The sequence below is a fragment of the Sphingobacterium sp. UBA6317 genome (assembly GCF_002440385.1).
Lineage (GTDB): Bacteria > Bacteroidota > Bacteroidia > Sphingobacteriales > Sphingobacteriaceae > Sphingobacterium > Sphingobacterium multivorum.
In genome coordinates this window covers 40,288-54,153 of the sequence record NZ_DJTD01000063.1, presented here as the reverse complement: position 1 = coordinate 54,153, position 13,866 = coordinate 40,288, and the positions used below count along the sequence as shown (strand labels likewise).

The following is a 13,866-nucleotide window of genomic DNA, read 5'->3' as shown; positions in this document are numbered from 1 at the left end:
CTTAAAACCAGATAGAAGACTATGAATTCATTCAAACTTGCTCTTCGCAGCATCATTGTCAAACGACAATATACCTGGATCAATATCTTGGGTCTAAGTATTGGGTTCTCCTTGTGTCTTCTTGTATTCGCTCTTGTCATTGAGGAAAATTCGTACGACAAAAGCTGGAAAAATGCGGATCATCTCTTTCGGATTGTCACGATAGATTCAACGGCTGGCCTTGAACGCCAAATGTCCAGGACATTCGTTAATTTAAGTACGGAACTCAAACAAGTATTTCCGGAGATTCAACATGAGGCTCGGATAGAATCCAGAAAATATTATTTAAAACCGCATGCAAGCTCAGCACAGCCCATAGGCATACAGGTTTTGGAGTCGGAAATAAATATCTTGGATATGTTGAGCATCAAGGTTCTCGAAGGCAATCCCAAACAGCTGGTCCAAGGAAAAACAAACTTGCTCATCGGCAAAGAATTCAAAGAAAAGTACTTTAAGAACGAAAATGTCATCGGCAAAGTCATCCAAAGTGCCGACCCCTATACCGATAAGCCATCCGATTATATCATCACGGGTGTTATGGATATTCTTCCTTATAATTCAACGCTCAGAGCTTCCGCCATTGCTTTAGTCCCCAAAATATCGATGGAATTAAGCAAAGATGGCTCAGGCTACTACACCGAACAATTTGTACAACTAAAACCCGGGACACCAAGAATAGATCTCGAGCAGAAACTAAATCATTGGTATAAAGGATACCTCAGTCCTAACACAAAACATGTGACTTCATTTCGCCTGCAGCCTATTCAGGATATATATATGGAGCCATTAGGCAGTGCAGATATCAGCGGCAACCAAAAAACAACAAACATATTTGTGGGTGTTGCCGTTTTGGTCTTTATTATTTCCTGTATCAATTTTATTAATATTTACGCTGTAAGAACAGTTAAAAAATTAAGAGCACTTCATATACATAAAGTATTGGGGGCCAGCCGAGCCCAGATGATCAGACGAATGCTGTTAGAAACAATCCTACTGTTTTTTATTTCTGCGTTATGTAGTTTGGTACTTTTTAGACTTGGATTGTCCCAACTGGAACACTTTATAGGCTATGATCTCGCTTATATTAAATCCATACAGCTCCCGTTGCTATTGGCCTTTATGACGACATCAATCGCCCTCGGCCTGCTAATTGGTTTTTATCCTGCATGGCTGATCTCTGGTATTAAGAGTTCAGATGCCTTAAAAAATAAGCTATCAAAAATTCCCCATGCGGAAGTCTTTATCAAAAAAATGCTTATCACTACACAGTTTAGCATTGCCATTATCGTCATCATTGGCCTTATAACAATCAAGTCCCAACTCAGTTATATGCAAGCAGCTCCCTTGGGAATGGAAGTCAAAAATGTGCTAAACATCGACTATTTCAATAAGGGTACACAAAATACAAATATAAAAGATCGAATTGGTCAACTTACTGGGGTTGAATCGGTCAGCGTCGCTGCCTGGACGCCGACAATCGGGTCAGGCTACCTTGCCAAGACAATCGTTGACAAGGACGATCCAGGGAAAAATATCCAAGTCAGTTTCATCGGTGGCGATGTCGATTTGCCCAAGACTTTGGGAATCCAGCTGGTTAAAGGTCGATTATTGACTCCTGAAGATTATACGCATGTTGAAATGGATCTGGGAGAAGATGAAGGTATCAATAATGCCCTTGTGACCGAAAGTACGGCAAAAAAGCTTGGGATAAACAAACTCGGTATCCTGTATAAAGACCTTCAAATTATCCCCGTCGGAATCATTAAAGATTTCCATAGTGAGTCTTTTCGTAGCAAAATAGTACCAACAGTAATTTTGGCAAAAGATTTTAACGGAAGCGGCAATATTCTGATAAAAGTAGGGAAAGGACAAGAACAACAAATCTTTCGATCGGTATCTCAAATTATACAAAATACCTATCCTGATAAACACGTTTCCTTCCATTGGATAGATGAGTTGATTGCAAAACAATATGAAAAAGAGAACAAGCAAGTGCAATTATTTATCCTATTCAGTGCATTGACATTGTTGATCTCCGCCTTAGGAATTACAGGATTGATTATGCAAAATCTCGAACAGCGTACTAAAGAAATTGGCATACGCAAAGTACTAGGCGCTACAGTGCTTGACATATCACGTCTCTTTTCAAAAGATTATCTCATCTTATCCACCTTGGCTATTTTTATTGCCAGTCCAATAGCGGGGTATTTTTCAAAAAAATGGCTTGAAGATTATGCGTACAATGTGGGCGTGCAATGGTGGTTCTTTATCCTTGCCGGGCTTGCCATCTTTTTGATCAGCATCATTACTGTCAATTTCCAAACAATATGTGCCGCACTAAACAATCCAGTAGATAGCTTACGAAACGAGTAAATATTCATTTATAGTAATAGAGGGGGCCTCAATATGATCAAGAATAATTTAAAAATAGCATGGAGAAATTTAACCCGCAATTTCTCTACCTCGTTTATCAACATCGTTGGGTTGGCCATGGGCATTGCAACCTGCCTTCTGATCAGCTTATATGTGACCGATGAATTTAGTTTTGATCGTTACAACGAGCATGCAGACCGTATTGTACGTGTTGTTTTCAGAGGAACGGTTAAGGGCGGAACGATCAATGAGGCACATGTAATGCCACCTGTAGCTTCGACGATGAAGTCAGAGCTGCCCGAAGTTGAAGAAACTGCACGACTAAGAATAGGTGGATCGCCTCTATTTGTCGTCAATAATAAAGTTTTCCACGAAGAAAAAATGGCTTTCGTGGATGCTTCTTTCTTCAAAATTTTCACACTCCCTTTTATTAAAGGGAATTTGTCTACAGCTATTTCTTCCCCTAATTCTGCAGTGATATCCTAATCCACCGCCTTAAAATACTTCGGCACAAACGATGTTGTCGGTCGAGACCTCATCATCAAAGACAATACAAATATTCTCAAAATCACTGGCGTAATTAAAGATGTTCCTCAAAACTCCCATTTTCATTTTGATGTATTTACCTCTTTGGATGCACTGGAAGATTCACGTTCAGATTCATGGATGACCTCCGAATACTATACGTATGCGCTTCTTTCAAAAAATGCATCACGTGAAAAGCTCGAAAAAAACTTAGCCACCCTATTCGACAAACATGTTGCCACATAATTTATGGCCGGTTTTGGCATGAGTTACCAAGAATTCAAAAAAACGGGAAATAAGATCGGTCTTTACCTACAACCGCTCACAGATATCCATCTACATTCGAATTTCAACTATGACCTCAGTGTCCCTGGGGATATACGGTACGTTTACATCTTCAGCGCTATTGCACTTTTTATGCTATTGATAGCCACCATTAATTTTATGAATTTATCTACAGCCAGTGGTTTTAAGCGATGTAAGGAAGTTGGCGTACGAAAAGTACTGGGTGCTGACAAGCAAAACCTGATGCGACAATTTATGCTAGAGGGTGTCCTCCTGACTTATATTTCCTTAGGAATAGCTCTGGGAATTGTTTTACTTGCCCTCCCCCTATTTAATCAGATTTCCGGAAAAGAGATTGATATTCAAAAACTTGAAATATCTAAAATCATCCCCATCTTACTAGGTTTTGGTCTAATTGTCGGTCTATTTTCCAGTAGCTATCCCGCGTTATATCTATCCTCATTTAATCCGCTACGGGTATTAAAAGGGAAAATAAGCCGCTCGACTAAAGGCTTTAATTTACGTAGCGGACTTGTTGTATTTCAATTCATCATTTCTGTCGGGCTTATCTTTGGAACCGTGGTTGTTGTTCAGCAGCTGGATTATATGCGTCATATTAAACTTGGATATAACAAGGATAATGTCCTTATTATACCGAGCTGGCCTTTGGGAAAAAACGAAAAGACATATTATAATTTATTGATGCAAGACAGCAGGATCAAGCATGTCTCTCATTCGTCCTATCTTCCTGCTGGAGAAAGCAACAACAACAATTTTTTCATTTATCCAGATGGCAATACTGATCAATGGGTCAAAACAATTCGTTACGATGTTGATGAAGAATATATTCCTGTTATGGGTATGCAACTTAAAGAAGGACGGAATTTCGCAAAAACATTTGGTAATGATAGCCTTTCTGTTATCATCAATGAAACCGCAGCAAAAGATCTGGGTTGGAACAATCATAGCCTTGGTAAAATATTAACCAATAAAGACAACAAAAGCTATCGTGTTATTGGTGTCGTTAAGGATTTCCACTTTCGTTCTTTGCATGAGCAGATCTCTCCGCTTGTGATGGTTCTTAGCGATCAAGCCGGGAGTTTGATTCTTAAAACACAAACAACCGATATGGAGAAGCTCATTCAAAAATTAGCGTCTCTCTATCGTTCCTTTCCGACAGACATTCCATTCAGCTATTCCTTTCTGGATGAGCGATACGCACAAACCTATCAAGCAGAAGTGAAAACGGGTAAGTTACTGAGTATCTTTGCGGGGCTGACTATTTTTGTGGCTTGCCTCGGTTTATTTGGCTTGGCTATTTTTACCGCCAATCAACGCAAAAAGCAAATAGGGATCCGGAAAGTTGTTGGAGCTACAGTTCCCGACATCACACGCATGCTTTCCACTGAATTCGTCAAACTCGTTCTCATTGCCATTGTCATTTCTTCTCCCCTAGCTTGGTGGATGATGCACAAATGGTTAGAAAATTTTGCATACCGTATTGAGATGCAATGGTGGATGTTTGTACTAGCAGGCGCGCTAGCCGTTTTTATTGCTTTAATTACAGTAAGTTCACAAGCGATACGCGCAGCCCTAACAAAACCTGTCGACAGTCTACGTGATGAATGAAATAGACTCGTCTGTTCAGCTATGGACAAAGCACTGTCCGATATCGAACAGCGAGTAAAAGAATCAGGAATGCAATCCGTTAATGATCAACAGGATAATTACTTGGCCAAACATTTGTATTTTTAATTTTTTAAGTAGAGCACAAGCTATCAGCAGCTCCACGACCAAAATAAATTCATATTTTAAGACAATGAACTTTACAAACTTCAAGATTGCTTGGCGAAATATCGGAAAGAAAAAAGTACAAAATCTGATCAATCTAATTGGATTGACCTGCGGTATTACTTTTCTATTACTTGTAGGTGCTTATGTATGGGATGTACATCAAGTGAATAGCAATATCAAAAATATTGATCGGCAATTTTTGTTGCAAAGCAAGTATAAGAAAGAAGGATTTGGTATTGACTTAACTACATTAGGGGCACTCCCCAAAGCTTTACATGAGGAGTATCCCAACCTGGTCTCCAATTATTATCGGATTGATGGGTTGACCGGTATCGTAGCGAACGGAGCAACAATCCATGAAGAAGGCATGTCTCTTGGAGATCCCAGTCTATTGACGATGTTCGGATTCCAGATTTTAGCAGGCAATGCCAATACCGCTTTGAATAATCCCTTTTCAGTAGTCATCAGTGACAAAGCAGCCATAAAATATTTCGGAAATGAGGATGTACTTGGCAAATCGCTACAAATAAAAAATTTCAAGGGTGAAAAACATGATTTTGAAATTACAGCAATCATTAAATCTGATGTCCAAAACGCCATTATGGATCTCACAAAGAATATGCATGCAGACATATTTTTACCGATCATCAACGAGCAATTCTTTGGCCGATCGATAGACAATTGGGATAACCCTTATATTGCCGGTTATATCGAATTGAAACCAGGTGTAAGTGTGGAGCGCGTAGATGCCGCCATCGAAACGCTGGTAAGAAAGAATACCGATAAAGAGTTTTCCAATCAATACAGCCCTAATTTAAAACCATTGAAAACCTATTATTTGGATGACAACCAAGGGGCCGTCCGCAAAATGATACAGACGTTGGTTTGGACTGCCATTTTCATCTTGATCATGGCCATCATCAATTTCATCAATTTTAGTATCGCTCAGCACATTACGCGATTAAAGGAAATCGGTGTTCGCAAGATGATGGGATCATCTCGCATGCAACTTATTAGACAACTGATGACCGAATATATCCTGATTGTGGCCATAGCAGCATTGATCAGTCTTCCAATTTACATCATCACGAGTCCAATCTTCGAACATGTCTTGATGCGTAAGCTACCCTCGTTGGTGGAATTGCCTATTTACTTTTTTGGTTTACTGATTATAATGACGTTGTTCATTGGTCTACTAGCGGGGCTCTATCCAGCCATTAAACTTTCCAATGTCGCGATACTTCCGGCAGTCAAAAGCCAGTTTTCGACGCTGGGGGGCAAACAACTGGTGCGAAAAATTCTTTTGTTTTTTCAATTTGGGGTAGCCTTGCTCCTGCTTGTCTGCACATTGATTATTTCCAAACAAGTGGACCTATTTCTCCATAGCAATCTAGGTTACAACAAAGACTACTTATTAACCGTTCAGGTACCTAGAGATTGGTCCGAAGATGGTGTTCGCAAAATGGAGACTTTACAACAGGAACTCAGCCAACAGCCAGAAGTAAAATCAGTAAGCTTATCTTATGAAACTCCTGGATTGCTGGGGTCCAATATGCAGCCTGCATTCGGGACGACAGACGACAGAGAAATCCAGGTACAACGGATTACAAGTGATAGTCACTTTTTGGAAACCTACGAGATACCGCTAATTGCAGGAACTTTTCTTCCTAAACATTATGCAACGAATGCGGATAATAGACCAGTTGTCATCAACAAGAAGGCTATGGATGATTTTGGCTTTAAAAATGCCGAGCAAGCAATTGGTCAGCAAATAGCAATAAATGATCCTAATTACAAAATCACTATTGTGGGCGTTGCTGAAGATTTTGTAGCCAACTCACTGCATCAGGCATCTCCGCCTATTATCTGGATGGATGTACATGAGAGTCTTCAATATCGATACCTTAGCATTCGATTGAAGCAGGGACCTCTTTCCAATGCAGTACAACAGCTCGAAAAAAAATGGAAAACGTTGCTACCTGATGCACCATTCGAATATAAATTTATGGATGAACGCATCAAAAATCTATATGAAAATGAGCTGCAGCTGCATCGCGCTTCCCAGATTGCTACGTTTGTTTCGCTGCTGATTGTTGTATTGGGACTTACCGGATTAATATCGCTTTCCATCCATCTGCGCAATAAAGAAGTCGGCATTCGTAAAGTACTAGGGGCTTCACTAGCACATTTGATGTTGCTCTTTTCAAAAGAGTACTACGGAATCTTCCTATTTGCTGCGTTTACGACAGTTCCACTGAGTTATCTATTGATGCAATACTGGCTACAAAATTACATCATCCGCGTAGAAATCAATGCATTTACTTACTTGTTACCATTGGGTACATTGATTGGATTGCTGAGTTTATTGGTTGGCATTATTGTATTTCGATCAACTCGGTTTAATCCCGTTGAAAAATTAAGAGATGAATAGAAAAATGAGCGTTGTACCCATCCAGTTGGTGTTCGTTGCGAACAGCTACTGGATGGGTAACTCCTTATTCCTTTAACCTTCATAGCTTTTCGATAGATAAACAAATCCATATTTTGATTCTTTCCGAATAAGTTTAAGCTCATCAGACCGATTGAGCAAATCTTCAAGTATCTTCATCAAGTTTTTAGGTTTTACATATGTATCGAGTATCATACAAACCAATTTATGTATCTCATAAGGACTCCTATTTTTATTAAAATATCCCGTGCCAACCTGCGCTTCGATGATTCTCTTGACCTTCCGAAGCTCATTCAACGTAGAAGGTTCATTTGGATCAAAATTATGGCGGATGTCCATTATCTTAAATTCGATCTCCTGTACCCCTTCTTCAATGGATAATCTATATAAATGGTAAATAACCTCCTCAGCCAATGTATTAACGTGCAACTCATAAGCATACTTTTGCTTGGATAAATTCATCCCTAAAGGCAACATGGCATGTATACTCCCCACTTCTAACACACGACAAAAAATATAGTAATCAATAGCAAGAATCGTTTTAATTTTGAAAGACTCAACTTTGCTTATAAAATCCAGTGCTTTTCCCATTAAAAAAGATACTTCTTCGGGTGAGAGACCATTTGAAATACGCTGTAATATCATCCGATATAAGAACTGCATTTCCAACGGTTGACAACGATGCTTATACACCCGTTTGAACACTTTAAAATTATTTCTCATTATAGCTCATATAGTTATTCCATACAAAGAAATAGAAATAATTTAAAAATTTAAAACATTTGTATAAATAAAAATAACATTTTGTATATTTATCTATACAAAAATAGAGCATACTAAATCATAACTATGACAAAACTAGGTGAATTTTTAGAGAAGAAATCCGTTAATAAATCGCGAATTGCGCGAAAAACGGGTTTAAGTAAGGCAAGAATCAATGAGTTAACGATGACCGAAACGGCCAAATTACGTTTGGATGAAATGTACCTGATTGCATTGGCTATTGATACAGATCCAGCTAAAATGATGTTCGAATTATGTGATCATCTCCAGTTGAAAGAGATTGAAGAGTAAGCAATTCTCCATTTTTCGCCAGTGCTTAGCTCGTCTGTGCGATACTGAACGCCAAACTGTTCGATATCGTACAGACGAACTTTTCAATTTTAAAACAAGAAACTAATTATCAACACATTAGCAAAATGGCAACGCAATTGATTTCAGCTTAAACGCCTGTTTTGATTATAAATACCAATCATTCAGGCGTTAAAAAATTCTGCTATGATAGGAAATAATCTCAAAATAGCTTGGCGGAATATGGCAAAAAACAAGCTATATTCATTCATCAAGATTGGCGGCTTTGCCTTTAGTATTGCCATCTGTATTCTTATTGTTTTATATATAAAACATGAGACGAGCTATAATAAGTTTTATCCGGCGATGGATAGAGTTTACCGTTTGGTCGTTCAGTTACCTATTGAGCATAAAATCGAGCGCTGGGTTTCACTTTCTGCCCCTGTGGCGCCGACCCTGAAAGCAGAAATCCCGTCCGTTGAGCAAACGGGACGCATTCTACCAAACCCTTTATTCGGTGCGGGCAGTAACCAATTGTCATTAAATAACAGCCCTGATAGCCATTATGATGATGGATTTGTCTATGTCGATCAGTCCATTCTCGACATGTTTCCTATGCCCATGGTTTCGGGCCAGCTGTCCCACGCACTTGACAAGCCCAACACATTGGTTATTACCAGAAGCAAAGCCGAAAAATATTTTAAAAATAATCCAATTGGACAAACGATCTATCTCAACAACAATAAGTCGAAAGCCTATACCATCACTGGGGTAATTGAAGATATGCCCAACAATTCGACCCTTGCCGGTTATAGTTTTTTTATGTCGCTCGCTGGAGAGCCTTTTTATCAAGGTGAACAGACTGCTTGGCTCAATAACAATTATACCGTCTATGTCAAATTAAAACCCAACGTAAATGTTGCACTGGCAGAAAAAGAAATTTCAAAGAATTACTTAGAAATACATTATCTCCCTGAATATCTAAAATCTGGACGTAAACTTAATCCGCTTTTCAAGCAGGCAAAAATAACCCTACAGAATGCCCTCGATATGCATCTAAAATCTGCGGATGTAAGCGACGATAAAGTGAGTACATTGAACAGAGGGGATATTCGCATGGTTTGGACCTTCGCAACTATAGCCTTATTTATTTTGTTCATTGCCTGTATTAACTTCATCAACTTATCGACAGCAAATGCAGCAACAAGAGCAAAAGAAATTGGTATCCGTAAGACTATTGGCTCCTCCAGGAAGCTGCTTATTGGACAATTTCTTGTTGAAGCAATCTGTTATAGTGTACTGTCACTGATTATCGGGCTCTTTCTAAGCTGGCTACTACTACCCGTATTCAACCAACTAGCCAACAAATGCTTGACCATTCCCTGGATAGCGGCATACTTCTTTCCTTCTCTTTTGGCGGCTATATTGGTGATCGGCGTCCTTGCCGGAATCTACGCAGCATTGTACCTATCCAAATTTAAACCAATCACTGCACTGAAAAACAACGTCATTGGTGCCAAATCTTCGCTTTTTAGGAATAGTTTGGTTGTCTTTCAATTCGCAACCTCAATAATCCTTATCGTTGGCGCATTGGTGACCAATAAACAGATAAACTACATATTAGACAAAGATCTGGGATTTGACAAGGACCAAGTTGTTGTGCTTCGCGGAATTGGAACATTATCGAAACAGCTTCCAAGTTTAAAAAATGAGCTAAAAAGCCTCCCAGATGTTGCTTCAGTTTCCCTGAGTGATTTTCTCCCTGTACCCATCGATGGTGCCAAACGAAATGGCAATCCGTTCTGGATTGATGGTAGAAGAGATCTCGATATGGCTACACAGGGCCAATTTTGGGAAATCGATCAGGATTATCTGAGCACATTCGGTCTTCATTTAAATAAAGGACGAAATTTTGATCCCACGAGAGCCACCGATAGCAGTTCGGCTATTATCAATCAAAAGTTGGCCGACGAACTTCAATTAAAGAATCCCATTGGTGCAAAAATCACCAATGGCAATACCTGGACGATCATTGGCGTAGTAGATGATTTTATTTTTGAGTCGTTGAAGGAGAAGGGGTATGCAGGACTTTGTATGACATTACAAGGCAATCCTTCCCTACTCTCTATTAAGGTAAAATCGCAACATCTCAAAAAGACAATCGCTGATATCACAGCAGTATGGGACAAATTTGCACCAAATCAACAAATTAACTACAGCTTTTTGGACGAAGGTTTCGAGGCCCTTTATCAAGATGTGGAACGGACCAAGAATATATTTACTTGTTTCGCTCTTGTTGCCATTTTTGTCGCTGCACTCGGGCTTTTCGGCCTTGCAACTTATGTGACACAACAACGAACCAAAGAAATTGGCGTACGTAAGGTACTTGGAGCCAGTGCGATCAGATTACTCCGATTATTGTCTGGAGATTTTATAAAATTGGTGTTTGTAGCCTTGGTCATTGCCACACCTGTTGCGAGGTGGGCAATGAACCAATGGCTTACTGATTTTAACTATCGAATCGAAATAAATTGGCTATACTTCATTCTTGCAGGTATGAGTGCCATTTTAATTGCTTTAGGCACAATCAGCTATCAGACTTGGAAAGCCATTCGCGCCAATCCGGTGGATAGCCTGCGTGATGAATAAATACAAAAACTGTAAAAGAACTTTATTATGATAGGAAATAATTTAAAGATCGCTTGGCGAAATATGGCCAACAACAAACTTTACTCGATCATCAAGATCGGCGGGTTCGCTTTTAGTATTGCCATTTGCATTCTTATTGTACTGTACATTCGCCATGAAACCAGTTATGACAAAATGTATCCCGACATGGACCGTGTTTTCCGTCTTATCGTTTCGGCACCCGATGGTGATAAAGTGAGGCAAACCTTTGCCTTTCCTGCCCCAGCAGCTAAAACCTTGCAAGAGGAAATCCTAAGTGTAGAATTAGCCGGCCGCATTTTACCCAATACATTATTTGGTGCCGGAAGCAATCTATTTACGGTAAATGGCCGCGCAGAGAATTACCTTGATAAAGGATTTGTTTATGTCGATCAGTCCATTTTGGAAATATTTCCACTTCCGGTCGTACAAGGACAGCTATCACATGCGCTGGACAAACCCAATGCGATAGTCATTACCAAAAGTAGGGCTGAGAAATATTTCAAAGGAAATGCTGTAGGGCAGACGATCTATCTCAACAATAATAAAAGTATTTTATATAACATAACGGCTGTCATCGATGATGTTCCGAACAATTCCAGCCTCTATGGTTATGATTATTTTATATCCCTTGCAGGCGAACCATTTTACCCGGGTGAACAAAACAATTGGGGCGCAACAAATTACATTACCTATGTAAAACTGAAGGAGAATGCAGATATTGCCAACGCACAGGGTAGCATTTCAAAAAACTATATTCAGGACCATTATATTCTGATTAATAAAAAAAATGGAATGAAAATATCGCCCGAAATGATGCAGTCAACCGTCTTACTTCAAATCGCCCTCGATATGCACCTGCGTTCTAAGAATGTGTCGGAATATGGCATGGCTACGCAATATCAAGGTGATATTAAGATGGTCTGGATATTTGCTGGCATCGCATTTTTTATTTTATTGATCGCTTGTATTAACTTCATCAACCTATCCACAGCGAATGCAGCAACGCGGGCAAAAGAAATCGGAATTCGCAAAACCATTGGATCCAATCGAAAGACACTGATTATCCAATTTATGACCGAAGCGATATGTTACAGTCTTATTTCACTTCTTATAGGGTTATTATTAGCCTTCCTGTTATTACCACTATTTAACAATCTAGCCAACAAAGCGCTGTTTATACCGTGGACAGTGTGGTACTTTGTGCCTTCGCTGATTTTGAGCATGTTGTTCATCGGTATCCTCGCTGGCTTATACCCAGCGTTCTATTTATCAGGATTTCAGCCGATCAACGCATTAAAAAGCAAATCGGTTACGAATCCTAAATCTTCATTATTGCGCAATGGACTGGTTATTTTCCAGTTTGCAACATCTATTATATTGATCATCAGCGCACTCATTGCAAATCAGCAAATCAGTTTTATGCTTAATAAAGACATTGGCTTTGATAAGGATCAGGTCATTGTACTTCGTGGTGTAACGGGAATTGCCTCCCAGGCGAAAGAATTAAAAAATGAATTAAAAGCCATTCCAACAGTTCGTGATGTCTCTATTGGCGACTATTTACCGGTTCAATTGGATGGTGCAAAAAGAAATGGAAATCTTTTTTGGGCCAAAGGCAAGGAAGATCTTGAATTAGGTGAAGGTGGGCAATTCTGGAATATCGACGAAAGTTACCTTTCCACTTTTGGTCTGAAGCTAATAGCCGGCCGAAACTTCGATCCACATATCGCATCGGATAGTACAGGTGCTATTGTTAACAAAAGAATGCTTGCTGATTTAGGCATCAAAGGAAATCCCATTGGTACACAAATTACTAACGGCAGGACATGGACCATTATCGGTGTCGTCGATAATTTTATCTTTGAATCAATGAAAGATGAGGGCTACTACCCCGTTTGCATGACCCTTGCCAATAGTCCTTCCATGCTTTCTATCAAGACCAAATCGACGGACATGTCCAAAACATTAGCCGACATTAATACCGTTTGGAATAAGTTTTCGCCGAATCAAAAAATCGACTATAATTTCCTTGATGCCGGCTTCGCTGACCTCTATCAGGATGTCCAACGGACTAAAAATATCTTCAGCTGCTTTGCCTTTGTAGCCATTTTTGTTGCCGCCCTGGGACTTTTTGGACTAGCAACATATGTGACCCAGCAACGTACAAAAGAAATTGGTGTCCGTAAGGTTCTCGGTGCCAGTTCCATCCGATTACTCAAATTACTCTCCGGAGATTTCATAAAATTGGTCTTTGTAGCCTTAGTCATTGCTACACCTGTTGCATGGTGGGCAATGAATCAATGGCTGGCGGATTTCAATTATCGCATAGAAATCAATTGGTTCTACTTTGTTCTGGCAGGAATAAGTGCAATCTTAGTTGCTTTTGGGACGATTAGTTATCAAACTTGGAAAGTCGTCCGTGCCAATCCGGTCGATAGTTTAAGGGATGAATAAAGTCAGAAGATCTTAAAAATTGGTGTTTGTTGCCTTGGTAATTGCCTGCCTGTTGCGTGGTGGTCATTGAACCAATAGCTTAGGGGAATGAATGTTCGATTCTGGACGTAAACTGTTCGAAATCGAACATTCAAAAACAAAACAAAAACACGATAAGTTATTTATAATAAAACTATTACGACACTGGCAAGGGGATTGTAATTTTA

Annotated in this window: 8 protein-coding genes; 7 read left to right on the top strand and 1 reads right to left on the bottom strand. The window is 39.5% G+C overall.

Annotated features, from left to right (window positions below; all coding sequences use genetic code 11):
• The first annotated feature begins 21 nt into the window (after positions 1-21).
• From B3E92_RS20590 to B3E92_RS20575, 4 genes are all read left to right on the top strand, one after another.
• Positions 22-2,412 carry an ABC transporter permease gene (locus B3E92_RS20590; protein ID WP_286898111.1) on the top strand — a complete coding sequence of 797 codons (2,391 nt, stop codon included), beginning with the start codon at positions 22-24 and terminating at the stop codon, positions 2,410-2,412.
• A 33-nt stretch (positions 2,413-2,445) separates the two neighbouring features.
• Positions 2,446-2,898: an ABC transporter permease gene (locus tag B3E92_RS20585; protein ID WP_201639718.1), complete on the top strand. Its 453-nt coding sequence runs from the start codon at positions 2,446-2,448 to the stop codon at positions 2,896-2,898.
• 303 nt (positions 2,899-3,201) lie between these two features.
• A complete protein-coding gene (locus tag B3E92_RS20580) occupies positions 3,202-4,851 on the top strand; it encodes an ABC transporter permease (RefSeq protein ID WP_286898109.1) in 1,650 nt (549 codons plus the stop codon).
• Between the two features lie 190 nt (positions 4,852-5,041).
• The gene (locus B3E92_RS20575) at positions 5,042-7,447 is read left to right on the top strand and encodes an ABC transporter permease (protein ID WP_070566241.1); all 2,406 of its coding nucleotides are present in this window, start codon (positions 5,042-5,044) and stop codon (positions 7,445-7,447) included.
• A 72-nt stretch (positions 7,448-7,519) separates the two neighbouring features.
• Here the strand turns inward: B3E92_RS20575 and B3E92_RS20570 are convergent, their stop codons facing one another.
• Complete coding sequence (locus B3E92_RS20570; RefSeq protein WP_070566239.1) at positions 7,520-8,188, bottom strand: hypothetical protein; 669 nt, start codon at positions 8,186-8,188, stop codon at positions 7,520-7,522.
• Positions 8,189-8,314: 126 nt separating this feature from the next.
• On the opposite strand from B3E92_RS20570, the gene B3E92_RS20565 reads away from it, so the two are divergent.
• The 3 genes from B3E92_RS20565 to B3E92_RS20555 all read left to right on the top strand — a co-directional run bounded on the left by B3E92_RS20565 (position 8,315) and on the right by B3E92_RS20555 (position 13,660).
• Positions 8,315-8,539, top strand: coding sequence for a helix-turn-helix domain-containing protein (locus B3E92_RS20565; RefSeq protein ID WP_070566237.1), 225 nt, complete (start codon positions 8,315-8,317; stop codon positions 8,537-8,539).
• Positions 8,540-8,743: 204 nt separating this feature from the next.
• Entirely contained in the window at positions 8,744-11,185 is a 2,442-nt protein-coding gene (locus tag B3E92_RS20560; protein ID WP_286898107.1) for an ABC transporter permease, read from the top strand.
• A gap of 27 nt (positions 11,186-11,212) precedes the next feature.
• Positions 11,213-13,660: an ABC transporter permease gene (locus B3E92_RS20555; RefSeq protein WP_201639721.1), complete on the top strand. Its 2,448-nt coding sequence runs from the start codon at positions 11,213-11,215 to the stop codon at positions 13,658-13,660.
• Positions 13,661-13,866: the final 206 nt, after the last annotated feature.

Bases quoted from the DNA above. Each gene is read 5' to 3' on its own strand.
- B3E92_RS20590 (WP_286898111.1), top strand. From the start codon at position 22: ATGAATTCATTCAAACTTGCTCTTCGCAGCATCATTGTCAAACGACAA.
- B3E92_RS20585 (WP_201639718.1), top strand. From the start codon at position 2,446: ATGATCAAGAATAATTTAAAAATAGCATGGAGAAATTTAACCCGCAAT.
- B3E92_RS20580 (WP_286898109.1), top strand. From the start codon at position 3,202: ATGAGTTACCAAGAATTCAAAAAAACGGGAAATAAGATCGGTCTTTAC.
- B3E92_RS20575 (WP_070566241.1), top strand. From the start codon at position 5,042: ATGAACTTTACAAACTTCAAGATTGCTTGGCGAAATATCGGAAAGAAA.
- B3E92_RS20570 (WP_070566239.1), bottom strand. From the start codon at position 8,188: ATGAGAAATAATTTTAAAGTGTTCAAACGGGTGTATAAGCATCGTTGT.
- B3E92_RS20565 (WP_070566237.1), top strand. From the start codon at position 8,315: ATGACAAAACTAGGTGAATTTTTAGAGAAGAAATCCGTTAATAAATCG.
- B3E92_RS20560 (WP_286898107.1), top strand. From the start codon at position 8,744: ATGATAGGAAATAATCTCAAAATAGCTTGGCGGAATATGGCAAAAAAC.
- B3E92_RS20555 (WP_201639721.1), top strand. From the start codon at position 11,213: ATGATAGGAAATAATTTAAAGATCGCTTGGCGAAATATGGCCAACAAC.